This window comes from Acidovorax sp. KNOB132, assembly GCF_057541515.1.
The window spans coordinates 26,854-51,751 of sequence record NZ_BAAJYT010000011.1 but is presented as its reverse complement, the minus strand read 5'-3'; the positions used below and the strand labels follow the sequence as shown (position 1 = coordinate 51,751).

At 58.1% G+C, this 24,898-nt stretch carries 17 protein-coding genes and 2 pseudogenes; 11 read left to right on the top strand and 8 right to left on the bottom strand.

Annotated elements, in window-relative coordinates; genetic code table 11:
• Positions 1-51: 51 nt before the first annotated feature.
• Positions 52-2,874 (bottom strand): NACHT domain-containing protein, encoded by a 2,823-nt coding sequence (locus AC27IO_RS03595; RefSeq protein ID WP_498737348.1) that lies wholly within the window; start codon positions 2,872-2,874, stop codon positions 52-54.
• A 348-nt stretch (positions 2,875-3,222) separates the two neighbouring features.
• On the opposite strand from AC27IO_RS03595, the gene AC27IO_RS03590 reads away from it, so the two are divergent.
• From AC27IO_RS03590 to AC27IO_RS03580, 3 genes are read left to right on the top strand one after another with little or no spacing between them, the layout of a single operon-like run.
• On the top strand, positions 3,223-4,449 hold the full coding sequence (locus tag AC27IO_RS03590) for an ABC-three component system protein (RefSeq protein WP_498737346.1): 1,227 nt from the start codon (positions 3,223-3,225) through the stop codon (positions 4,447-4,449).
• Positions 4,446-4,925, top strand: a complete 480-nt coding sequence (locus tag AC27IO_RS03585) for a three component ABC system middle component (protein WP_498737344.1) — start codon at positions 4,446-4,448, stop codon at positions 4,923-4,925. The genes AC27IO_RS03590 and AC27IO_RS03585 overlap by 4 nt, the downstream gene beginning before the upstream one ends.
• Positions 4,922-6,952 carry a DUF3732 domain-containing protein gene (locus AC27IO_RS03580; RefSeq protein ID WP_498737342.1) on the top strand — a complete coding sequence of 677 codons (2,031 nt, stop codon included), beginning with the start codon at positions 4,922-4,924 and terminating at the stop codon, positions 6,950-6,952. The genes AC27IO_RS03585 and AC27IO_RS03580 overlap by 4 nt, the downstream gene beginning before the upstream one ends.
• A gap of 146 nt (positions 6,953-7,098) precedes the next feature.
• Here the strand turns inward: AC27IO_RS03580 and AC27IO_RS03575 are convergent, their stop codons facing one another.
• Complete coding sequence (locus tag AC27IO_RS03575) at positions 7,099-7,683, bottom strand: tripartite tricarboxylate transporter substrate-binding protein (RefSeq protein ID WP_498737340.1); 585 nt, start codon at positions 7,681-7,683, stop codon at positions 7,099-7,101.
• On the bottom strand, positions 7,683-8,954 hold the full coding sequence (locus AC27IO_RS03570; protein WP_498737338.1) for a YiiX/YebB-like N1pC/P60 family cysteine hydrolase: 1,272 nt from the start codon (positions 8,952-8,954) through the stop codon (positions 7,683-7,685). The genes AC27IO_RS03575 and AC27IO_RS03570 overlap by 1 nt, the downstream gene beginning before the upstream one ends.
• 565 nt (positions 8,955-9,519) lie before the next feature.
• Here AC27IO_RS03570 and AC27IO_RS03565 point away from each other — a divergent pair.
• The 3 genes and pseudogenes from AC27IO_RS03565 to AC27IO_RS03555 all read left to right on the top strand — a co-directional run.
• The gene (locus AC27IO_RS03565; RefSeq protein ID WP_323544815.1) at positions 9,520-9,918 is read left to right on the top strand and encodes a helix-turn-helix domain-containing protein; all 399 of its coding nucleotides are present in this window, start codon (positions 9,520-9,522) and stop codon (positions 9,916-9,918) included.
• 103 nt (positions 9,919-10,021) lie between these two features.
• Positions 10,022-10,354, top strand: a pseudogene (locus AC27IO_RS03560) (integrase core domain-containing protein); the annotation flags it as partial.
• A 30-nt stretch (positions 10,355-10,384) separates the two neighbouring features.
• Positions 10,385-10,715 (top strand): annotated as a pseudogene (locus AC27IO_RS03555) (conjugal transfer protein TraG N-terminal domain-containing protein); the annotation flags it as partial.
• A gap of 111 nt (positions 10,716-10,826) precedes the next feature.
• Here AC27IO_RS03555 and AC27IO_RS03550 read toward each other — a convergent pair.
• Positions 10,827-11,060: an AbrB/MazE/SpoVT family DNA-binding domain-containing protein gene (locus AC27IO_RS03550; RefSeq protein WP_043921848.1), complete on the bottom strand. Its 234-nt coding sequence runs from the start codon at positions 11,058-11,060 to the stop codon at positions 10,827-10,829.
• A gap of 456 nt (positions 11,061-11,516) precedes the next feature.
• Here AC27IO_RS03550 and AC27IO_RS03545 point away from each other — a divergent pair, with 456 nt between their 5' ends.
• The 5 genes from AC27IO_RS03545 to AC27IO_RS03525 all read left to right on the top strand — a co-directional run bounded on the left by AC27IO_RS03545 (position 11,517) and on the right by AC27IO_RS03525 (position 18,256).
• Positions 11,517-12,839 (top strand): GTPase-associated system all-helical protein GASH, encoded by a 1,323-nt coding sequence (locus tag AC27IO_RS03545; protein ID WP_014508253.1) that lies wholly within the window; start codon positions 11,517-11,519, stop codon positions 12,837-12,839.
• A gap of 121 nt (positions 12,840-12,960) precedes the next feature.
• Complete coding sequence (locus AC27IO_RS03540) at positions 12,961-13,800, top strand: TRAFAC clade GTPase domain-containing protein (RefSeq protein ID WP_202796264.1); 840 nt, start codon at positions 12,961-12,963, stop codon at positions 13,798-13,800.
• Between the two features lie 3 nt (positions 13,801-13,803).
• Complete coding sequence (locus AC27IO_RS03535) at positions 13,804-14,640, top strand: TRAFAC clade GTPase domain-containing protein (protein ID WP_014508254.1); 837 nt, start codon at positions 13,804-13,806, stop codon at positions 14,638-14,640.
• A 1-nt stretch (position 14,641) separates the two neighbouring features.
• Positions 14,642-17,128, top strand: a complete 2,487-nt coding sequence (locus tag AC27IO_RS03530) for a GAP1-N1 domain-containing protein (protein WP_080565882.1) — start codon at positions 14,642-14,644, stop codon at positions 17,126-17,128.
• 24 nt (positions 17,129-17,152) lie between these two features.
• Positions 17,153-18,256, top strand: coding sequence for a caspase family protein (locus AC27IO_RS03525; protein WP_498737334.1), 1,104 nt, complete (start codon positions 17,153-17,155; stop codon positions 18,254-18,256).
• Positions 18,257-18,473: 217 nt separating this feature from the next.
• On the opposite strand, the gene AC27IO_RS03520 is transcribed toward AC27IO_RS03525, so the two are convergent.
• The 4 genes from AC27IO_RS03520 to AC27IO_RS03505 form a co-directional block, all read right to left on the bottom strand.
• Positions 18,474-20,762, bottom strand: coding sequence for an nSTAND3 domain-containing NTPase (locus AC27IO_RS03520; protein WP_498737332.1), 2,289 nt, complete (start codon positions 20,760-20,762; stop codon positions 18,474-18,476).
• 191 nt (positions 20,763-20,953) lie between these two features.
• Positions 20,954-22,390, bottom strand: a complete 1,437-nt coding sequence (locus AC27IO_RS03515; protein WP_498737330.1) for a hypothetical protein — start codon at positions 22,388-22,390, stop codon at positions 20,954-20,956.
• A 9-nt stretch (positions 22,391-22,399) separates the two neighbouring features.
• A complete protein-coding gene (locus AC27IO_RS03510; RefSeq protein WP_498737328.1) occupies positions 22,400-23,590 on the bottom strand; it encodes a caspase family protein in 1,191 nt (396 codons plus the stop codon).
• A 10-nt stretch (positions 23,591-23,600) separates the two neighbouring features.
• Positions 23,601-24,803, bottom strand: a complete 1,203-nt coding sequence (locus AC27IO_RS03505) for a hypothetical protein (protein ID WP_014508261.1) — start codon at positions 24,801-24,803, stop codon at positions 23,601-23,603.
• Positions 24,804-24,898 lie beyond the last annotated feature (95 nt).

The following is a 24,898-nucleotide window of genomic DNA, read 5'->3' as shown; positions in this document are numbered from 1 at the left end:
CACATCTTTCATCGCTGAGGCGAGCGGCCCAACTCTCGGTCTCTGCGCTTTCTATTGCAAGGCCGGCAAGCCCAGAAAAACAACTTCGAGCGGGATTGAATTTAAAGGAGCCCCCTCTGAAGCCAAGCCGGGACGATACCGACGCCAGTACGCCACAGCGCCGTCCCGAAACGCGCGCGCAACTGCGGCGCCGAACTCCGGTTCCAGTGAACGCCACGCCGATTTAGAGTGAGTAGTCACACTGTTCTCGGCTTTTCGCATCTCGTTGAGCAAGTGGTACTGGTCTCGAGACACTGCTTTCGGTCCGAGGCCCGGGTCGCGAATCTTGTCTACGTTTGCCATAAGATGGTTGCGCCACGTCTCACGGCTCTTGCTCTCTCGATCGGCCCGCGCCTTACTCCGCCTCTTCCAGTCGGCGTCCATACGGCGGAGCTCAGCGATTTGCGCGGACGGTGCTGGCGGGTGCAGCAGCGTGTGAAGCCGCTCAATAAGCGCTGACTCTCCCTTGCAAGCAGCCTTGAGGCGATTACGGATAGCGGCGGGCCGGCCAAGCTCCACATATAGCCTGAACGCCAGGGACAACGCGACCAGCTTGTCATCTTGCACTCTTCGAGAAGATACGAATTTCAGCGCGTCTTCGAAGTCAGCAGCGGTGAATCCGACAAACGACGGCCAGATTTGCCCTCGCCACCAGTCCGCGACACGCTCACCCTTCTTTTCAACCTTCCGTCGAGTGGCTTCGATCGTGTGCCAGAACAATGCGAAATTGAGATCGGGCCAGCCCTGAACAAGCGCGCCTAAATCCAGCTTATCGTCACTGTCGAGGACATCGTAATGCCTAGCATTCGGAAGCGCTTGCAGGAGTGCCAGAGCATCTGCACTGAAGACAGATTCATGTCGTTCCTTCGCTAAGCGATGCAACGCCTGTGCAGCCGGCTTGAGCAGCCAGACATTTCGGGTTGAGATATCACACTCACCTCTTTCAATGACGGGCTGTACCTTGAGGAACCGGTTGAACTGCTGGATCAGAAGCCCAAGCTCTGGAAGCGGGAGCTGCTGGACAAAATCGCAAATTTCGTGCTGCAGGTAGTCCGCCGAATACATCCGATACGCCGCTACGCGCTCGAGGCAATCGCAGAGCCAGAGCAAGGTGTCGCTAGACCGGGGTGCAGTCTCGAGAAGTTCCGCAAGCACTTCGCGGTTGAGTAAAGGGGCCTCCTGCGCAAAGGCTGCCCTGACCGATGCCTGCTCGCACTCCGTCCCCGCCGCGCGAACCGCACGAATAGCCACCTTGCGCGGGTATGTGTCTGTAGTTGGCGAGATCGCGATGTGCAACGACTCCTGAAGCAGTGGGGTGAGCCGCCCCTGCCAAATCATGCGCAGCAGAAAGACTTGCGACTCCTCATCCTTATGCTTAGCCAGAAGCCGCTTTATGTCTGGCACAAGATCGTCGGCGGCGAAGCGCTGAATGGCTGAGTAGTCAGCTGGTGGGCGCTGCGAACCCGCAGAAAGCTGGGCGCAAGTTGCGTCAAGAACACGCCGGCGCGTCGTCAGAAGTAGTCGACTGGGGTCACCATCACTCAGAAGCAATTCGGGCGCAACAAGAAGCGCCCGCTCTTGAAACTGCTGGTCCAGGACAGCCAGCCACGGGAGAATCGGACGTAGAACAGGAGGAACCACATTGAGACCGTACTGCTCTCGGAAGAACAAGCCTTCAACGGCCTTGCGGGATGTGTTCCGTTTGAGCAATTCGGCAAACCACTCCGCAGTGAGGTACTCGCGGGCAGACCGATGATGGAAACGAACAGTGCCGTAGATCTCCTCGTCAAAGATCGGACGCTGCAAGAGGGTCGCATGCTCTTTCGCCGACCAATCGCTAAGGAGCGAATTCAGTTGAAGACCTCGAGCGCTCTTGGATCGGTCTGGGACCGCGATGGTCTGTTGATGTGTCAGCGTGCAAGCCGCGGCAACCAGTCGTGCACCTGCGCGTGCCCTATCGAGCGTGAGGGGATTCTGCTCGTCGCGGGTATGATCCTGCTCCTGCAGCCGTCGGTCGATGCTAGCCCTCAGTAGTTCGAGGCGTGAGCCGATCCGTCCATTGATCTGCCAGAACTCCAGCAGCTCTTTCAAGTCAAGTGGCCGGGTCGTAAAGGACCAGCCGTCAGCACGCTCAATTGCATCCAAAAGCTCGTCGACGTTGCGGACCCCGGCCTTTGTTGCGAACACCCGAGCCTGGGCGGCCGACAGATCTTCCAGCGAGACAATTGTGAATGGAGCGGGGATCGGATCGGGCGAACGCACAGGCGTAGCTCGAACAATTCTCGACTCATCGACGGATTCTTCCGTCACGGCCGACTCGATAGGGGCCGAATACGGCAGATGGCGCAAACACAGGGCGAGATCCGTGGAAGGTCTCCATGCAGCACTGCGCCCCGTAAGGATCAAACTTACCCGTTGCAGCGCCGGTCTCAGCCGGCGGCCAAGGGTCCGAACCGCCGCCTCAAAGTCCAGCGGGTCGCGCAGACGCGACTCGTCGATGGAGTCGAGCAGCAGCCAACATTGCTGATTCGACTTAAGCCAGGTCTCAAACTCGTCGTGGGTGCCTTCCTCAAAAGCAGCCTCGAATGAAGTGAAGATGTGCTCGAGGCGGAGGAAGAAAGCGATCTTCCCGTCTTCTCTAAGGGACCGAGCAGCGTGCCTGATCTCCTCGGTCTTTCCAGCACCCGCCTCCGACAGAATCACGACTCGTCGGAGCTCCAAAACATCCGCCCAATTGAGGCTGGTTAATGATGGAACCAGCTCCGAGCCATCGGACGCAGTTGCGGTTGGGTCAGCAATCAGTGGCCGAAATGACCTGTGGAGCTCAATGAACATGCGTGCAAGGATACTGGTGCGGCGAATGATCTAACTCGCCTCCAGACCCGTTGGCATCATTCGTAACATTGTTTCAATCAACTGCTGCGCGTCAGCTGTCGTCGTTCGCCATCAGAAGCTAAGCGCCCTCTTAATCACACGAAGCGATCATCGACTTATACGGTCGGCCGCTGACTGATGTAAACAATCGTGGGATTTATCCCCTTATCAACCATTTCCACAGTTCGTGAGGGATTAGAACGCCCGAGCGAGTGATTGCAACCGATGCTTCAGCGATGTCCTGAACGTTGTTAAAGTATGCGGAAACAGCGCGCCCGCATTGAAAGGGCATAGTGCCAGGGGGAAGACGTGAGTTCTGGGACGGCAATCACAACAGATGATCACTCCGCTATTGATGCGGCGCTTGGGTTTTACTATCAATCGCTATATGGTTTACTGGCCGTCGTCAAAGCCGTTGAAGACGACGCCACGGTATGTTTGGAGCGTCTAGACGATGTGGAGATTTCCTTAAACGGACGATCGCTGCTCTTTCAGCTGAAGCACTCCCTGAGCAAGAAACCTACCGGAGTGAGCCTTGCCTCCGTGGCCCTCTGGAAGACACTCAGAGCATGGATCGATGTGCTGCCAAAGCTAAGCCTTGACGACACGCGCTTCCAACTTGTCACCGTGGCTCCGTTACCGCCGGGTAGCGTCCTAGCGCCTCTGCTTGATGAAAAGAGTTCACGCACCGATCTCCTGAAAAGCCTGGAAGCGGAGGCCAAGCGCGTAGTGAATGAGCACGCTACAGCCAAGGCAAATGGTAGGACCCCCTTGCCGCACGTCGAGCGGCTATCAGGCTGTTCTGCCTTTCTCGCTCTCCCGGAGGCGACCCGCAGCAAGCTCATATCCAGAGCGACAATCCAGCCTGCTGCGCCCGACATCAATAAGATTCAACTTGACATCACGAACGCGCTTACGAACTTCCCTCCGGACCAGCGTGAAGCGATTTCACAGCGCCTCGTGGAGTGGTGGGATCTGCAGATCGTTTACTCGTTCTGCGGCAGGAGGGAACGATTCATCACCAGACTCGAGGTCCTGCAGCGATTGCTCGAGATGGCTGGTGAACTTGCACGCGACGAACTGCTCGCTGACTTTCAGTTCGAGTTCCCACCCGACGACCACAATCCGCCGTCGATGATCGCCACGCAGCTACAACTCGTGGACTGCACCAAGTCCGAGATTCAGTCAGCGCAACATGAAGAATGGAAGGCCAGGTCTCAGCGCCACAAATGGATGACTGAGCGAATGGACATGGCAGTGCGTATTGATCGATACGACAAATATCTGGTGCAAGAGTGGAAATACCGACACGCGCCGATGGCCGAGCAACATCAGTCTGCCGCGGAAGACAAGAAGCGGGCCGCAGGGTTGGGGATCTTTCAGTGGTCATTCAGCCAAGCCCACAAAGAAGTTGATCCGTTCGCGAAAAATTGGAACTCTTCCTATTACGTGCGTGGCAGCTATCAGGTTTTGGCGGTTGACCAAAGTGTTGGCTGGCACCCTGACTACGTGACCCTATTGAAGGGCAGTGCATGATCGCTGCGCGCGACGTCTTCGCCGAGACCAATCCAGCATTCTGCGGTGCGGTGCTAGCGCATTTTTGTTTAGCCTACCAATCGGCAAGGCCTGATGTCCGCCCGGCAATCGCATTGGTCTACCTAGTCGTACCCCTGGCAATCTCGGAAGACTTGGCACCAACTTTTGATGGCTGTAACCGCGAGACCGGGTTCACCCTGTGGATGAGCCGAAACCCTACGGTGTCAGTCGACTTGGCAAAGAAAGTCAACTCGACGCTAGAAATCACGACGGCCGCCATTCGCTTTGGCTGCATCGCCGGCATCTTCAAACTCACAGCGGATGGTGGCGTTGAGAGTACTCGGAAGACCTTACCACCAGCAGTGACGACCGGCGTGACCGGTGCTGCATTGAAGCGGGCCCGCCTGCTGGGGATTTGGATGGCTGGCATGGGCTCGCCCAGGTCCGTCTTGGAAGCATTAGGAGTTTCCGTATGAAGCGATGGAACATCGCAAGCGTCTTCTTCATCGGTGAGGAAGGCGCTTTCCGAATCATCGAACTGGACGCTGACCGTGTGAACATCATCACTGGCGCATCTGGAACGGGCAAGTCGGCGGTCATCAAGGCATTGGACTATTGCCTGGGATCGTCAAAGTGCCAGCTTCCTGTCTACGTGCGTCGCCGCTGCGTTGCTGTCGGAGTCAAGTGGATAAGAGGTGCCGATGAGATGATCTCGTGCCGTCAAGTCCCGCTTGTCGGCAAGGCTCCACACTCCTACATGTATGTGACTACGGGAAGGAACCTAAAGGTTCCTCGCTCCGTGGAAGAGTTTGAAGGCAGAGGACTTGTAGCAGTCAGCAAGGCCAGGCTGGGAGAGGCGTTTGGCATCGAGACGATGCCTGCAGGAGACTCCGAGCCACCCGAAAGAGACTCACTTGACCGACCGTCAGTTCGCCAGTTCACGCCATACATGTTCGTCACCAAGGAGGTAATCGACAGCGAGACGGTACTGCTTCACGGGCTTGACGACAACCGCAAAGCACCTCTCATCATCTCTACCATGCCCTACTTCCTGGGCGTGGTGACTGGGTCAACTGCGGCGGCCGAGCGTCGCCTTCGACAGGCACGCAGAGCTCTGGAGATCGATGCTGCTCGTGAAGAGGCCCGCGTTGCAAAGGATAGCTTGCTAAAGCAGAGATCTCGGGTACTACTTGGTGAAGCGCAGCAACTTGGACTTGTTGAGCGCCTGCCTGAAGAAGCTGACGAAGCCCTTCTTATCAACATGTTGCACAGGGCAGCTTCGCCAACAGCTCGACCGCTGCAATACCCGGGGGCTGACCAGCTTGACTTCTTACAGGAGCGCCGCCAAGCCACACTGAAAGAGTTGAACCAGGCTAAGCGCAAGCTTCGAGCGCTAACCATCACTGAACAGGAGTCGTTGGACTACGAAACTGCAGTAGGGACGCAGCACCAGAAGCTCCGGATTGCCGAGCACCTCCATCTGATGGACGTACCCAGGAAATGTCCGGTCTGCGATTCTGAAACGGATGCTGGCGCCGAGATCGCCGTCGCCATGAGGCAATCACTCGAGACTATTCGTGCTGAGACAAGCGCAGTTGGGCGTCTTAGGCCGCAGATCGGTGAAGCGTCGGAGCAGTTGAAGAAGCGAATTGAAGAGCTTAGCGGGCTGTTAAGGGAACTCGATGCTGGAGTCGCGTCCGCGCTGAATCAGATTGCTGAGGCCAAGCAATTTTCCGACCTTGCTCAGCTCCAATCCTTCTTCCGCGGCAAAGCGACATATTTCCTCGAAACCGTTGACGACCAGCTCCTGAAACCAGCCAAGGACCTAACTAAGCAGCGAGATGAAATTGCCGAACTAGAAGCGAAGGTTGACGCTGACAACCGACGCATCCGCATGCGTCGGGCCGAAGCGGCCGTCTCACGGTACGCCTCCGAAGTTTTCTCAAAGTTGCCAAAGGTTGAGCCTTGTGTTGATGCAGAGCTCATCTTCTCGGCTCGCGAGCCTTCCGTTTCTGTCATTGAGGCAGGACCTGAACGTGCGGTGCTCTCGATGGCGGATCTAGGTTCGGATCAAAATTGGCTGGCAGTTCACGTCGCACTGGCGTTTGGACTGCAAAGGCACTTCGAGACCGAGCGAAGGCCCGTACCAGGTGTCATCGTCCTCGACCAGCTCAGCAGGCCCTACTTCCCCAATCAGGATCGCGGTGCCGATAAAGTTGAGGACGAAGGGGATGAGGATGTCGCCGAGGTCGACGCTGACCTGGATGAATCCCGACCGGATGAGATCTCGATTTCTGATGACGAGGACTATGTGGCCATGCGACAGCACATCGACTTCCTCTTCAAAGAGGTTGAGGCACGCAGCGGCTTGCAAGTACTTCTGCTGGAGCATGCCTACTTTCCGTCGGATCCTCGCTATGTGTCAGCGACGAAGGAGCGCTGGACCAAAGCGTCGGGCGAGGGCCTTATCCCTCGTGATTGGAAGCGCCGGTCTGCAAAGTAGCTATCGAGCGCGCTACCTTCGCACCTTGCAGGCTGACATCCGTGCTCTCGCGAAGGCGCAGGCGTCACGTTTTCTATGTAGCCAACATTAGGCGCGAGAACTTGACCCGTGGATATCAGTCTGAAGCAGTCGCTTCAGAGTTTGGCTTAACTGACTGCTCTCCTTGCTGAGAGCAGCCGCGAGCGATAGCGGGACACTTGATCGCGGCGAGGCCGAAGTCCGTCCCATGCCCCAACAGCGCCTAGGCCCATTCCCGTGACATGAATGGCATCCAGCAGACGGTCGAACCGAGGTGTCGGCTCAATCCACCTAAGCGCCCGAATCCCTGACGACCTGCTCCCACTTCGCCCGCTCGTCCTTGAGCAAGCTCGCAAACGCGGGCACGGTGTCGCCCATGGATTCGGGGATCGCCCCTGGTCGATCCGCGACTTCCGCAACTGCGGCTGCTTGAGCGCGCCGTTGATCTCTTGGTTGAGCCTGGAGACCACGGCGTCGGGCGTGCCCGCTGGTGCCACCACTCCGAAGATCACGGCCGCCTCAACGCCCTGGAAGCCCGATTCGGTCATGGTGGGAATGTTCGGGAGCGATGTTGCCCGCAGTGGGGAAGCGACCGCTAGGTCCACAACGCTGCGGCAGGGTCCCTTGGCGAAAACCGCCAGCACCAGCGGAACCGTTTGGTAGCGCGTTTGAGCAATCGAACAGTTGCCAACGCCGGTCGGCGACCAGCTCATCAGTTCGCGGATATTGGCTTCAGCGGTTCTTCCGTTGAGTGGCTGATGTAGCACTCATCGCACAGCCGGTATGTTCCTGGTCCCGCCGGAGGCGGAGAGGCCGCGATGTAGTCCCGGGTGGGCTCTTTCGAACACATAGTGCATATGGCCGTGTTCTCTCCCGCTGCTTGCACTGCCTGAGCCACCTTGAGTGACAGCCGAGGGTCCCACTCGGCGAGAGACAGATACCACTCGAGGGTGTGTGGCACTACTGGCGGCTTGTACTCAGCAGTCAGCAGGCCTTTGCGCTCAAGAAAAGTGATAGCAACTCTCAGCCGCTGCGCATGCTTCTTCGCCAAGACTGTATAGAGCTCAACCTTCAAGCGGAAATACTCCAGTGGGTACCGCATGTGATAAAGCATGTACGCTGAACGCATCGGGGCGTAATGATTAGGGTTTCGAACTTCCTCCTCGACCACATCTGCACAGTAGTCTTGCGCCGCCGACTCCGGCACGTGGTGCGCTATCAGTTGGTCCACGTCATAGTGCCACGGTGTTCTGGCTACTTGAGTACGCCATAGTTCCAGGTATCCAGACGCGTGAATTGCTTCGACCATCCGAGCGTCGTCTTGGGGATGCTCAATCAGGTGCGCATTAATGTCGTTCAAGGACTCAATGCAAGGTGCAATCTTGCGAGCGCTATCGAGCAGTGCATTGGTGGCATCACGCATCTCCTGCACAGGGTCCGCTTCCCTGCGAGCCGCCTCCTGCTCAGGAGAAAGCTCGAACGTTGCATCAACCACGGGTGCCAACAACTCGCACCTCAAGAGGTCTCCCGGTGTACAGAATGCGGGATTCTGAGACAGGTACACCCCGGCAGCCTCATAGGCTTGAGCCACCAATCGGGAGCAGAACTGCCGGCGGCCTGGGGCGATCTTAAGGCCCAGACTCTTCACGGCATTGCCTATGCTGTAACGCGCGCCAACGTGCCCTCGTGCGTATACGACTACTTCATTCAACTGGTCTGCCGACAGTGGCTTCTTGGGCCGCAGGACATAAGCACTGCAGCCCGCCTCAATCACGATCCGAGCCAGATTGCGCGCCTGAACACCCTCTGGCGTCGAATCGATAACGCTTGCATGGCCAACGCAGAGCATGGCGTGTGAAATGTCAGCGCGGACACCAACCTGGATCAACCGGCTCTTCAGCTTGCGGGTCGTTGTGAGCACGATGTCGCCAAGCTGAACACGGTCAACATCGAAACCTCTTGCCTTCATTTTGGACGTTGGCATAGCAGCTCACAGTTCGATTCGTGCTTCCATGAGGCGCCGGTACTGCAGCATGGGCTCACCAGCGACGGTCTGACTGGGGCGACTCACAGCCAACCTTTGCCCAGATCTCCGTTTCAGACGGCGACCACGACAGCAGCCAATTATGCGGATGTGGCGATTTCAGAGTTGATAGCACCTGCCCCACTAAGTAGGCCTCGAACGCGTGGAGGGAATCGAAAGACGCGGGGATACCGATAGACGGGGCACAGATATCGTCGCACGGATCGTCAAACCCCCTCCACTCTTCAGCGCTCCGAATGCTCAGCGACGCTCTTACAGCACGGCCCGCGAGCAGATATCAATAGACTTGCTTTTGGGCAACCTAGACTCGTGAACCCTACTTTGGGCACTCGACTCTTCGCCGAATCCGCGTAATTAATTGATTTCATTTAACTTTTTTCATCCGCCATGCCGACATCAAAGGTGGCTGATTGTATTTCTACTGTGATACCACCCAAGGACACACATATACCCATCTCGAAGGCGGCGCTATCTTACCGAATGACGCGACAACACCTGACATAGCATGGGCTACCGCTCCGGAAGGCTCGGATTGCAAGGGTGCAAAAGAACAATGGCGAAGTTCCGGCAGATGACCATCGGCGAGCGCCTTCGGTGGCTACTGGTGGTCCGACGGCTTACTCAGCAAGAGTTGGCATCAATGATCGGGATCACGCAAGGCGCAGTTTCAAACATCGTAGGAAGCGCCTCGCGCCAGCCGACCGCACGAACGCTCCTCAAGATGGCTGATGCACTGGAATGCTCTGCGGAGTTCATTCTGTTGGGCGAAGGTAGCCCCTTCGAGCAGGTCGCGCCACGCAATGCGCGAGAGACCAAACTGTTGAGTCTCTACCGGAGACTCAAATCTACTGAACAGTCCACTCTCACGGCGTTCGCGCGGATTCTTGCTGGCAGCTCGAAATAGCTGCCGCGCATCGAATTGGAAAAGCGTGCCTAGTTGCGACTACCGATGCCAGCGACACGGCCATAGACGCAGCCAACGAATCGCCCGATCAAGCTGACCTGGCCAGGCGCTGGAGTTCCTCAGCGACAACGGCGGGGCCTACATCGCAGCCGACACGCGGGCGTTGGCAAGAGCATTGGGTCTCAAGCCAATCAACACGCCCGTGTGCAGCCCCCGCCAAAGCAACGGCATAGCCGAAAGCTTCGTCAAAACCTTCAAACGAGACTACGTGGCCCGCATGGACCTGCGTGACGCACGGACGGTGCTGGCGCAGCCGCCGGCCGCCTTCGAGCACTTCAACGAGGTGCATCCGCACTCGTCGCTGAAAATGTGCTCGCCTCGGGAGTTCCGGCGGCACCAGGCTGCAGGAGCTGAGCAGGCGCTTTATTGCGAATAGGACGGGGTCGGGAAGACAGGGGCAAGATCACACGCGATTTCCAAGGCCGTGACCGGCGTCACCGTCGCCTCTATCCCTGCCGGACGGATCTACGGCATATGGAGATCGACAGCAGCGCATCAACGATCAGGTGCAGGCATAGGAGGTGGCCGACTTCACGCGGGAATGCTACGGGCCCGCGCGGGCGAAACTGTTTATGGCCCGCCCCGCACTCTCCGACTCCCAGATGGACGACGTGACGTGGATCGGATCCACCTACTTTCTTGGAACAGGTGGGCACTACGATAGCTACCACTCGTAGACACCCAGAACATCGTGGCCCTACGATGCCACGTGCGATGCGGGGCTCGCGCAGGTGGCGGATGACCTCGTTGAGCACCTGTACACTGATGACCGGGTAGCGCTGTCCGCCCTCACGGCGTCCCCGGACAGCAGGTAGGGCAGCACGTTGCTGTCTAGGAACACCTTCCTCTTACCCGAAGCCATTGGCCTCGTCCCGCTTGAATTTGAAGTCCGCCGGCAGCTTGCCGCGGAAGGCGCGAAGCCGCACCAGCATGGCCTCAGCCCCGGGCTTCTTGCGCACTGCGAACAGCCGGGGGTCGTCAACGACGATCTCGATGTCGTCGCCCTCCCGCAGTTCGAGCGCCTCCACCAGGCTCGTCGGCAGGCGGACGGCCAGGCTGTTACCCCACTTCGCGACTTGCATGGCGACACCTAAATGATATACACGGTAGGATATATATCCTGCGCCCTCAGCAGCGCTTCGCAAGCCCCACCGTCTGCGCCGTTCGGAAAGGGCGCGTGCGCGGCTAGCGGGAAAGGGAATGGAAGGGGCATCAAGGGGAAAGGCTCTACCCGCAAAGGCAAAAAGGCAGCCACGCTACGCCCCTTCATCGGTCCGTCTACGTCGTTTTCGGCTTTCCAGCGGTACGCTGGTAGCTGCCAGTCGCATCTCATAAAAGTAGAGACCCATTGCTGTGGTTCGCAACTCGATTTCCATAGTGCGCCGCGCAATGGCTCCGGTCCTTCGATCGCCGCGGCGAAACTCACGCGTCGGTCAGATCCCGAACACTCGTTCACTCAATCCAAGCCGGGCGAACGCCTTCTACGCGAGGCCTAGTATCATTTCTACACATCACGACAAAGGTCAGGGAGGCTATCGATGGAACAAGAATTTCTGATGAGGTTCCTCGAAATTGGGGCGATTAATCTCAATAGCGATGACACCAAGCTGGAGAAGTTGCGCACTACCGCCAAGGATTTGTCTGCGGTGCTCAGAAAGGCACCGTCCAAGACGATCAACTTCACGATGGTAGCCGCTGATCCATCGGTTCCGCCAACGGACCCTGTCGTGGAAGAGGCAATGGTCGCGCTTCGCAAGCGCTGGGAGACTGTAGCCAACGCGTTCACAGGACGTCCGGTGAACATCTTGCGAGCCGTTCTCCTGGATGCAATTGTCCAGGCAGCCCGCGAGGATGACGCTATCGCGGTTGCTTTCGTCAATACGGCGCGCAATGCGCTAGGTCATGCAGAGACAGCCGACGAAGCTCCGATTTGGCTCGACGCCATACATGAAATAGAGATCAAGGTCGACACGCGAGCAGAAGCCGAGTGGGCAACGCCGGAAATGATCACAGTCGAGCCGCTTAAATACACAGCTCCGCAATCGAATGTGGTCGAGTTCGAGGCTCCCACAATCGATCGATCTGACTTACATGCAAAGATCCTCTCTGCAGCGGGGCCTGCGGGATCGGTTACTCCAACTAACCAGCACTGGCCGCACAATCAGCCGCAACAGTGGTCTCAGGAGTTTGCAAAGCTGATGGCCAGTGCGATCGCAGACGCGGTAGAAGCAGTAGCTGCGGAGCTTGCCCCTTCGCCGGTCGACCTATCCGGGCCCCTATCTTCGCTGGCCAAGTCGGTCACCGCACACATTGAGGCTGCACTGGCCAGTTTTAGCGGCGCTACAGCTGGCTTGCAGCGCCGCACGAATCTGTTGTGGTGGAAGGAAGCGCTCTACTCACCCAACGCCAACGAAAGCTATCTAGATATGCCGGTCTTCCAGGCTTCGGCGTTGATGGCTCTTGATCTTCATGAGCAAGTGCCGACCTTTTCGCCTGCAAGCGTGTCCGCCTTCCTGAAAGAGGCAATTCGCTGTTTGCCCGCAGAGCCAGAGAGCGAAGGCAACGGACGACGCGACATAGAGATGCTGGTTCGCGACGCAAAGACGGCTGAGTTCATGGAGCCGTTCCGTGCCCTGGCTGCGCAATACGTGACCGCGCCGGTCGGGCGTGGCCCGCTGATATCCCTAATTGGGCATGGTCAAGACTCCGCAGCCGTAGATTCCACCTCCTTGCGCGCCCTTGGCGGAGTGGATGCAGCAACCAAGATGACCCCCTCTGAATGGGGAACCTTCTTGTTTCGCGAGCTTCAGGCCGCCCGCGCTACGAGCGTCAACCCTAGCAAGCGAACCAGGAAGCGGTAGACAAGACATGGAAAAGTGCCCTCATCATGACTGCTTCGCTGATGACAACACCACCTGCGCGCTGGGTCACCTCGGTCGGCACCTGTGTCCGGAGTGGAAACGCATCTCAAATTCTACGGCTGTGACCAATTCTTCGTCCGACGAAATGCTGTTTCCATGGAGTGGCCTGGCGATGGGGGAGTCAGATCTCAACTTCGTCAGTGGGCGAGTCAAGCCAATAACCGTCGGTATCGTAGGGCCCGAGAGTGCCGGGAAAACAACCATTCTTGGCTCGTTTTATCTCCTGCTTGCGCGGGGTGCGCTTACGGCCGAAAACAATGTCTTCAGCAATTCATACACACTAACGGGCTGGGAAGCGGTTGCGTCCTCTATGAAATGGAGGCCTGGCCCACAACCACCTAAATTTCCGCCTCACACACCGAGCGGTAAAGCGCGTGCGCCAGGCCTGCTGCACCTCGCATTTCGCCGTAAAGACGAGACCTTACGCGACCTGCTGTTTGCCGATGCTCCTGGAGAATGGTTCAGAAAGTGGGCGATCAATAAAGAGGCGTCGGACGCAGAAGGTGCTCGCTGGATCGCTCGGTATGCCGACGTAACTCTCCTCATCGCTGACCGGCAAGCGCTTTCTGGTTCGAAGATGGGGACGGCTCGAAACGACTTTCAACTTTTAGCGCAACGTGCCATCGCCGAAGCTCGCGGCCGCCCTTTGGCATTAGTCTGGACAAAGGGGGACGTCGAAGTGTCTCCAGCCATGGAAGCACAGATCCGAAGAGCTGTCGCCTCCGTATCACCACCGGTCCCGGAGTTCACCGTGAGTGTGGCTCCGCGCGAGGAGGAGGATGCCGCAGATGGCTTTCGAAGGCTATTCCATTGGATTACCACAACCAAGCGCCCCGCCGTGGAATTGCCCACGACCAAGGCGTCTGGCCACGACCCCCTTTTTATTTTCGGCAGGAGATAGCCGATGGCTGAGCAACACACGATTCTGCTGATCGGAGAATCCAACGTTGGCAAAACCCACTACGGCGCCCAGTTTCTGAAGCGGCTCATGGTTAAGGCATGCGCTCTGAAAATGCATGGTGCACCAACCAACTTGGAGGCGTTTACGACGGCACTCGGCTGCCTCACAGAAGGTAAGGCGACCGACCACACACCCGCCGGCAGCTACGTGGAAAGTGTCTGGCCAATCCAGGACGAGTCGGGGCGCATGGCTGAGCTAGTCTGGCCGGACTACGGCGGTGAACAAGTCCGCAATCTGGTGATCGAGCGCCGCATTCCAGCCACCTGGCGCGAGCGCGTTCTGGAGGCCACGGATTGGGTTGTCCTCATCCGACTGCACTTACTGCGGACTGAAGAAGACCTGTTCTCGCGTCCGCTGCAATCCTTTGCTACGGCAGAAACCCAGGACGAGCCCACGACGTTCGAACCTTCAGATCAAGCTCGAACGATTGAGCTACTCCAGATGCTGCTCTATCTGGCGCAGTTCTCCTTGGACAGGCCGCTCCGCAAACCACGTTTGACCATACTGCTCAGTTGCTGGGATGAACTTAAAACGAACGAACTGCCCCCGGATCTGCTGGCGGAACAGTTGCCAATGCTGTGGTCTTTCGTGCGAAGCAACTGGACCTCCCCGAGCGTCATTGGTCTTTCTGCTCTGGAAAAAGCGCTTAGCAAGACCGTGCCCGATACTGACTACGCGACGCGAGGTCCAGAGGACTTCGGATACGTGATCCTGCCGGACGGGGAGCGAAACACCGACATCACGCTACCAATCAAGCGACTGATGACAGAAGCCGCCTAAGATGAACATTGAACAAGCGGTGTACGGTGAGATCGATGGGAGGGGACACGGCCTAAGAAGATCGAGCTCCGACTCGTCGCTAGCTGCAAGCATTGCTAGCCAGTTGGACCTTCCAGATGGAGTGCCACCAGGTGTCCAGGCATGGTCGCCCTTCGTTCGTGGCTTCCCTTGTGACAAGCATTACGTTTTGGCGCGAACGTTCCTAGACTCGGGCTCGTCACGCGGTGGCATGGTTCTGACCCACGCATTGATCGTTAACCTGGATGACATATGCCAAGCCGAAGACCTATCTGTATTTTTTGAACGATTGGCAGTTTCAACGGAGGCCATTTCCAGCCAACTATCTTCTTTTGAGATCAAACTGACCTCTGGGACGGCCTATCCCCCGATTGACCTGATCGGCGCAGCCAACGCTCTGGCAGAGCAACAGGGACCAGTGATTCGGCTGGGAGTAGCAGGATTCGAATCCCTAGTGACTGCGCTCTGGCGCAACCTCTGGCCTTCCATGAGGAAGGTCTTCGCTTTCCGGTTGAGCTTCGGCCCCAAAGATCTCGAGGCGCAGCCAGGGCCGACGATCGTGTGCACCCCCGAGCAATTGGCGGCGCGCTGGACCAGGCAGAGCATCGTCAACCCAGAAGACCGAAGTCCTCGGTCCCCGTCTGCAGCAGTGCTGTGCGGCCACCGAGACGCAAGGCCATTTCTGAACTTGGCTGGCGAGCTTGGCCTCGAGGCCACAACCATCAAAGACCTGAGCAAACTCGAAAGATTGCATAGTCTTATCACGGGTACTGGAACCTTTGACGATCTACTGAAGGCCGTGCGATTGGTAGACGGCCTGTCCAAGCGGTCCGAACTAGGCACGCAGCTAAAGGACGAGCTCATCCAGCGCCTAGCCTCGGAAATCTCAGCCGCCAGTTGCAAGCAACTGATGCCGATGAGAAACCTGGACCTACCGAGCTTTAAAAACACGAAACCACTTTGGTCAGGTGTCGAGCTTTTTGTCGGAAAATGCGACTTTGCACAGGCGGAAGACGCAGACCTCATCGCGCTAATAGAAGCGTCTGCCGACAGCACCCTTGCGCGCCCTGCATGGCGCGCGGCGGTAACCGATGGCTTATCAGCCGCAGGGCGCCATAAGGGGTCAGGTCTTTGGAACGCCATCTGGCGATGGGCAGAACTAAGTCACTCCGCCTTCTCCACCACTGTAGGGGTGCTGCCCTCTGACGCAGCTACTGAGCAGTCTCTGGTGCACGCGGCCCCAAGGAAGATCAACGCTGCCAAGGCGGTTGCAGCCCTATCGCTCATGCTTAAGAAGGGTTGGCTGACGGCCCATGGTGCAGCCCTGGCTGCAATGATGTCTCCTCGCGAAGCTGCAGAACAACAGCTCAAAGTGGACACGCAGCCAGGGCACACCGCAGGACTGCAGTCCGCGCTTCGGTACGCCACGCCTGATGATGTATTAAGGGCCACGCTTGATCTGAAGGACTCGCGCCTGGTGGAGATGAGCGGTAATCTGTCGGTGACATATCCGAAGATGCTGTCCGGCATCCGCTGCGAAGATCTCACTGAACAAAAGGTGTGGGCTTGCGCCATCGAAAAGCTCAATTCGTTATGGAAAGCGCCCAACGACCCGGTTGGAGCCCGTGATAGCGCGCTCGGTCATCTTGGAGAAGCAACTGGGGCTTTTGCCGGCCTTATCGAAGTGCTAGCCCTGACGCCACTCGCCGACTTGACCGAAGCCCCGGACCGAGCACGACTTTGGCCGCGTCTGCCGGACTTTTGCCGCGACCGGTACTTACGAGAAACTGCCGCTGGATGGTTGAATGCCGCAGTTGGTGGCAGAGCTATGAGCACGCCTGAACCAGAGCTGGAACACGCAGTGCTGGCAAGTCCTAACCTCCCGACCACGCTTCAAGAAGCGTCCATTCCGCTAAAGACGAGGCTCACCATAGTGAGCGCCCTACCCTCTTTCCGCGAAGACATGTTTGTCGGTTTTCTGAACCACTTACTGTGGAACAGGCAATCACTGTCGCACGCTGATGCCGTACAACTAGGAACCCTAGTGACGAACCGGCGCTGGGATCGCGCGGTCCAATACCTCTGCGACCGGCTCGCCGATCGCCATTACGACCTAGCACCCGCGCTGCAGCAATGCTCAAGCTTGCTGAGCTTTTACCAGATGTGGAAGCTCGGAATCTCGAAGCCAAGCATTGATGACAAGTGGCGAGCTTTTGAAGAGGCTGCGTGTGAGTTGTATCCCACCGGCCCCGACCACGAACAACTTTGGTCCCGTGCCGGAGGCAAGAACTCCGACCTTGCCGGAACGTCGCAGAACGGTACAGCGCGATGGCACTCTGCAATCAAGTTCGTTCGTTATGGAGGCCACCCGCGTGCTCGCGACTTGCTGACAATGATGTGTAACGACTTTAGCGGGAACGAGAAGCTCCGCTTTTTCGCAAGCGATACCGACATCGTCGGATGGCGCTGACGACCAACAACTATCTCTTGACCCATGAATCCCACTGGCTATCCACAAGGCTACGCTCTGCTCATCGGCGTGGCGAACTACCAGCAAATATCGAACCTGCCTTATGCGATCTTGAACGATGCTCGAGACCTGGCTGCCACCCTGACGTCACCGGACTACTGTGGCTATGAACCCGCGAATGTAGTCACGCTGCTGGACGGCCAAGCCACACGGGCGGCAGTTCTAAACAGCCTTGCTGAGTTGGCTGCTCGCGCTAGCACAGATGACACAGCCTGCATTTTCTTCTCTGGCCACGGTGCAGTCGTTGGCAACCCTGGCGCTGAAGACAGCGTCTTGGTGACAGTGGACACTGACCTGGCTGACATCGAGGGAACGTCTGTCAGCTCGAATGATTTCGCCCAAGCACTGTCTCAAATCAAAGCCAAGCGCGTCCTGGTATTTATCGATGCCTGCCACGCCGGTGGCGCTGCCATCTCAAAGACCTTGACGGACGGCAAAGGCCACGAGTTCAAGTCCGGCTACTCGCCGAACACTTTTGCCAAATTGGCTACAGGCAGCGGCCGCGCACTGATGGCGTCATGCCGCAGTGACGAGGTCTCTGCAGTGTTCTCGGGGGCGCGAAACAGCGTGTTCACAACCGCCTTACTAGCAGGCCTTCAGGGTGCCGCAGACAAGTCCAACAGCGGCTTCGTCAAGCTCTTCGACTTGTTCAACTACGTCGCTGAAGAAGTCCCGAAGCAGATCCCTGATGACCAGCACCCCATCTTCAAAGCCGACAATCTTGAGGTCAATTTCGCGATTGCATTGAGTCGAGGTGGGAGGAAATCGCCAGTAGCTAGCGGCTTGATCGGGACATCTGATCCAACGCAGGACCCATGGGCGGCTCTTGAGTCAACGCTCATCGAGCAGTATCCATTTGGTCCACGAGACCAGGAGATCTGGAGTCGAGCCGGTGGCGACCTTTCTCGACTCGAGTTTCAATCAAGTGGCCAAGCAGCCTGGCATTCTGCACTTCGCAAGCTCAAGCAGGGGGGTGGTGGACGCTCCATCACGTTTGCCTCGCTTCTCAAGGCAGCGGTTGATGACTTTCCCAACCATTCAACTTTGGTTGCACTGCAGAAGCCCTAAAACTCATGAAGCACCACCCTACACCACCAAGCCCGAAGATCACCGACGCGTAGATGCGCTGGAAGCCCGATTCCATCATGGTCAGCACGCTCGGCAGCGCGGCGGCACTCAGCCAAGAGGCTATCCATAAAAGACAGCCCGGCGTCAAGGAAAAATTAACCGTACATTGATTTTGTGCAAAGAGACCAGAGGAAGCATCTTCGACTCCTTGACGCGTCTATTCGGCCACATCGTCAAAGATGCTCCGACTGCCTTCTGGCATCACAACCGCATTGCTGGCCGCAATGTCGTGCGACTTCCCCCACAGGTCTTTCTTTACAGACTTTTCACGCAGCTCGACCCACGAGCGCGTCCGAGCCTGCTGTCGTTTGACTAGATTCTGAATACGGCGACTGGTAGGGAAATGATCAGCTATGCCCGCGAGGGTTTGATTTAGCCTCCTCACGTGCCACTGAGGATCATCATCTTCTTCTCGGTACTCACTCTCCAAGGCCGAGCGGAGTGCGTCGAGTTGAGGAAGGAGTGAGGATCTGAGGCCATGATCGAGGCGATTGAACTCCCGAGGCTTAAGCAACGCGCGAAAATTCTCGTCCACCAAGATGCGAGGATCGCCTCCCTCCGTGGCCCTTTCGATTGCGAGCGCCACCAAGGACTGTCGAAGTTCTTCGGGCAAGATACCGAAGCTAAACATACGAATTGCAAGATCTACGTCCTCGCAGAACTCCATGTAGACAATGGGTCGGTCGATACCGTCAATCACACTAGGATCGACATGCACGTAGTCCTCCAGAAAATCCTTCGAACAACGCTCCGCAAGAAAACGCCTGACCTTCCGCCGAGCATCCCAGGCCGATAGATGATCGCTCTTGTAGGAGCTACTGCTTCGAAAGCTCTGAATCTTTTCGGATATCAAAGGAAACAGAGTTTTAGGCAGCACAACTGCACCTTCTATCTGCACATCTCCGCAGGTCACTTGCTGCATCAGCATGTCGACCTCAGTTCCCTGCAAATAGACGCCCAGCAGTTCAGGGCTCTTGCGAAGGATGGCTGCGTAGGCATCGCCGACGGTAGGATGTTTGAACGACCAGAATGCCTCTCCGCTGGCTGTGGAATGCACCAGAAAGCTACCACTGAGACCCTCAAGGGCCGCCGTGCAGCCACCCAGGTCACTACCGAGTCGCTGGAGCGACAGCAGCTCGGCTGGCGTGAGTTCTACGGGACTCAGCAACTTTGACCGACGCATATAAACAAGAGCAAGCGCCGCTTTGCTATCGGCATCCAATTTTTCGCAGACATCGATCAGAAAGCTCTCGCGCTGCTCAACAAAGCGATCCAGCGACCATGCAGAGAGAATGAGCCCCTCGACTAGCTTCGGCTCAGATAGTCGACGGGCGATCTCAGGAATGAAACGACGGTGATTGGCTACCGCCGGTAGGAATGGCTCGATAGCCCTGCGAAAATCGCGGGGTTGCCGACCCAGCTTTAGATGGTTGTAGAGAATCTGTGCACGCTCCTTAACGGTTAGGTCATGCACATTGACAACCGTCTGACTCTCCTGCAGCAGAGGGAACGATCCTTCCTTGAGCCCTCTTTGCGCGCGTTTGTAGATGTAGTCTCGCGACGTCATCACGATCTTAGAACCACGGTTGACCATGGCTCTCATCTGCGGGAGCGCATGATTCCAACCAGAGACAAGCTCACCCTCGTGTTGGGTTACGCCGAACGCATCATCAACCCAAAAAAACTGGGACTTCTCAAGAGGATTCCAGTGCTCAACCATTTCCCTTGCACTCGATGCCTTGACTACTCGAGCTTCCCACTTATCTGCGGACGCCATTGCAAGAAGTGAGGCAATAGTCGTCTTTCCTGCTGCGGGCTCGCCAAGCAGTAGAACAAACCCGTGTTCATCCAACGCGGTCGCGGCGCGTCGGTACGACTCCGTCATGACCACCTTCGCAAGATCATCACGCATCGCCTCAAGTACTGCAGCCGCTTGCTCGTACGCGCGTTCATCCAAAATCTGGGTCAGGTCACCCAGGCCATAGATGCGCGGGACTATGGAACGCAAATTCTTACTCTCGCGGATCTGCTGTTCGATCCATGGACCGTGAAATATGCGCACTTGGTTGACGCCGACCAAGCGCAACTGTTCGATGATCTTTTCATTGGCCTCACCAGAGACGCCCGCATTCGTCATGAGAACGTAGACATCACACATTCCGCGCTCAACAAGCCGCCTTACCTTATCTAACTCATCGGAGACGTCGGACGCCCGCAATGTCCGGCCAAACTGGCTGGTGAACTTGCATTGCACAACAAATCGGCCAGTGAGAATTTCCGCACCGGCGTTGGCCCAGAGGCCGCAGAATGCGCCGTCTCGCCCTCCGTCGTTAACGTCGAGGAATGACTCGACCGTCTGACCCAAGTTTTCTCTGAGGATCGCGTGGCACAGCTGCTGAAAGCTATGCCATCCCAGAGTGTGGAGGTTAAAAGTGAGATCGATCATTCAACGTGTCGTTCGCAGCTCAATTGCATCGGGCCGCTCTGGGATGGAAGGATTGGCTCCAGCTACTTGTCTCGGACTCCTTCTCATACCTTTACCATGCCGAAAACACCAGGAAGCGATTGATGCAGACCTTGGTTATTGAGAAACGGATTAGCTGCGTTCAGGGCCGCGTGGCTCTGCCCTGCAAACTACTATTCATCACTCAAAAAGACCTGCGTTGCTTTGCGAAGTCGCTGTTCATCGAACCCGTTCCTTGAAGAGCGAGATTCACGAATAAGCTGCACCCGGAACTCATCCTTAGCCAATCTATCGTATTGCTTCACCATCCCAAGCCTCTGCAGATCCTTTGAATGCCTCAGGGCAGTAGTTGCAAAGCCAATGAACGGGGAGTAAACGCCGCCAAATCGCCTTGGTGGGCGATTAAAACCGTTACCCAGCCGGTAGGAGACATTTTTGCGCCTGGGCTTGCCCGCGCTGCCGAACACGCGGACGGGCGAAGGATCCACCGGACTACGGCCGTAGAAAGAGAGGTACGCTCCCTTCGAGGCCTGCGCCTGCAAGAACGAGCGCGCCGCTTGGAATTGGGCCTGGAAAACCATGGACTCGCGCTTGCCACGATGGATCGCTGCCATGGTCTCAACCAGCGTGTACAGCCCCATCGAAAATACAGGCAGGCCACGCTCCATCGCCTTAGCGATGAAAAAGCGGACGCGCCTGATGTCTGTCTGCGGACGACGAAGTTCCATCGCCGCGGCCACGATAGGGCCGTCAGCCAAATACTCGAACCAATTGACGAGATTTTCCACCCATGTCCAACGTTGTTCCAGCCGACCCATTTTGAGCAGCACATAAGCTCCTGCAGCAGCCGATATTGGATCATGGCGCTTTGCATAGAGCGCCAAGTCCGCGGCCCGCCACGCCTCAGCCAAGCTCTCGGCCTGAACAGCCTCCCCGCGAGAGAGATAGGACATGATCAGGTCGTTGCCCGGGTTCTGACGGCCCACCGTCACGTCGATCGTGTCACCGCTCTCTGCGGCACGCCGTGTCAGGGCGACACGCACCTGACCACCAGGCGGCAGTGAGACCAATCGCCACGCCACCTCGTCCCCGCCTACCTGCAGCAGGTGAGGCTCCGAGGGCACGTCCAAGACGATCATCCGAGCGCCATCGGACCTGAGCTGCGCTTGTGGATCGGTGTCAGTCGCCTGCCATTGACCATCCTGCAATCGCCACAGGGTCACCCACACTGAACCGACTCTGCGCCGCCGATCGGATGAGGAACTGCTGGCGGGTGTATTCAGGTGATCCAGGGATCGGAACGGCGTCACCCATTGCAGCCACTCCTGGGGGCTGCGCGCGCCGGCCTCAAGCGTTACCCCGGTAGCGGCGTTGGGGCCTCCCCGCAGATCGGCGCTGGCCTGCAGCTGTTTACCGTCCGGGCGGACGGCCACCACGTGCACACGTGGTAGGTAGTTAGCCTCCCGGTTCAGCCAAATCTTCGCCGGTGCAGCCGTAGACACGACCCCTCGGCCTAATGGCTCCCCGCTCGGGCCATACACATCAAAGGGCAGGGCCAGCATCCTAGATTCTGAGGCATCGCCAAGCATGGTGACATTTAGCACACGCATGATCTCTCCTCAGTTGTTGGGAACGAGGAAGCAGCGGGAATAGACCGCCTGCGTGAGCAGCCGCCCAGCCTCGCTTTGCTCGGCAAACCCGCCACCGACGCCGTAAGTCCATTCGCCCTGCGCGACGACAAACGTTGCGGGACCCGCCGATGTCAGCGCCCTCGAGTCGCGCGGGACGTCATAGCGCTCTATGAAGGCCTGAGCGACTGGCCTAAAGCCGCGCGGATCCACGTCGAGTTCGACCAGTACCGAGGGTCGCCGGTTCAGCACATGCAGCGGCAGGCTCCAGGCGCCCTCGCCTTGAGGCGATCCAATTTTCTGAGCGTTGTCGTCGCCCGGCGTTTGCAAGCGCGCCAATAACAACGCCGTGGCCGCGCGGAGCTGTGATGCGGTTACGTCGAACTGCAAGGCAGGCCCCGGGCGCTGCTGGCCGCAGTGGCCACGCAGCGCCTGCAGCAGCGCTGTCGTGAAACACGCCGTGCCGCTTGGGTCGGCGTAGGCAAGGCGGTTCGTCGTGGTGGCGCGCAGAACCGCCCAATCGCTGCAGAGCGGGTCGCCCGTGCGTGCGCCGTTGAAGATCGGCTTCGGCTCCGCGATCTGGAACAGCACCTGTGGGCTGAACTCCATACACGCATCGATCAAGAAAAGCAGGTTAGCGCGTGCCTTACGGATCGACACCTGGCAGGTGTTGGATACATGGAAGGCGGCTTCCCAGGGATCATCCTCGTCCTCGCCGAAGTCGTCGCAGATAAGGTACTGGTCTACGCCGTCGCCCACGCCGTGGCCGCAGAAATAGAAGACCCCGCGGCTCTGCGGATTGGCGGCGAGCCGTTTCAGCCATCGCTTGTACGCAGCGCGCACGTTAGGCAACGTGGAACGGGCGACGGCCTTCACAACATTGGCGGGCGTGGTGTAATCCCCATCAGGGGACGCGAGCATCTCAACGCTGCCCAGAGGCGCGTCCGGGTTGTTGAAAGCCTCGTCGGACGGTCGTCCCGGCGTCGGATTCATTCCGTCCGCGCCACCAAGGAACCAGTCCGCCATGGCCTCTACAGAGCGGCGCGGCGAGCCCAGCGGCGTACCATCGCCGAAGCCTGCGGCTGCCATCTTCGGGTAGGTCTCGCAGCCAATCAGCAGCACATGGGTGGCAGTGCTGGCGGGATCCCGCTGGATAGCGGTGGATTCGAAGATCAGAGCCATCGAATCCTCCTTAGCTCAGGCGAACGGCCAGGCGCTTGTAGAAGCTCGGGCGTGCAAAGTAGCCCCCATGCGCCTGCAGTAGGCCATAACCCGTGTCGAAGCGGTAATCGTCAGGACCGTCGAACACTCCCTGGGCCCGGAACGAGAAGACGTCGTTGGTGTCGTAGACGTTGAGCCAGCGGCCGAAGGCCTTTGGCTTGCTGAGGCGATCCTTCGGCGGGTTCGGGGGCAGGTCGCTGCGGCTTGCGCGGTATAGCGTCATTTCCTCGAAAACAGCGATCTGCGAGCCCACCGAGACAAAGAGGTCGAAGGCCAGATCCGGCCTGAAGTAGGTAACGATGTCGTAGAGGATCACGCCGCCCAAGCTGTGGCCGATGACGACAAGCTTGTCGTCACCGAGCCGCCTGGCGGCTTGAGCCTTATCCAGGTCCGCCAGTATCTGCTGCACGATGGGGCCGGGTGCCGCCTGGGTGCCGCGCTCCGACAGGTAGACGAAGATGTCTCCAAGAAAACGCGAGGCCTTCTCGTGCAGGCTCTGACGCCCCAGTCCCGTGACGATCGCGCTGACAGCGTCGCCCGGCGCAGAGCCCAGCCGGCTGAGCGATTCCTTGAATGAATGGAACCAGTCTTTCAGGCCGAGCGACTCGACAGCTTTGCCGGTAATCGCGGCGCGATAGGGCTGAATCTCCTGCAGCAACTTCTGGATGAATTCGTTGTTGCTCAGCGCCGAGTTGGTCATGGCCCACGCGGGCGCGGGGTGATCTTTGACGTAGGCTAGCGAGGCGAGATAGCCCTCGATCACGTCACCGTAGGCAGCGCCCCCGGGCGCGACGGCCGATGCCGTGTCCCAGGCGAGGTCAACCGCCTCCTCGAAGCCGCGATCCCGGCTCACACCTCCCAAGCTGACGGCGCCTGGGCCGTACTGGTGACGGGCCTCACCCAGCCACAGTTCCAAGTCAGCGGAGCCCGGTCCTGGCGGCTTGAGGCTGAGCGTCTCCACGATGTCGGCCGATTTAGGAAGTGAGGCTTGCTTCCAGCGGAACTGAACGCCATTGCCGCCCCAGTAGGGGAAGTAAGTCGTCAGCTGGGCCGGATCAATGCCGATCTGTGGCGCGACTAAGTTTTGGAGGAAGCCGCGCATGCGCTCCACCCCGTCGTCGTAATCAGCATCCTCGCGGCGATTATTGACGCCGTGTACGAACACGATGGGCATGGCGATCCCTCCCTGAGTTTTATGTTCTGACGCCGGCGCCCCGGCCAGGTCAGTCCATCCATCATAGTTCTCGGCTCCTGTCTAAACCATCGGGT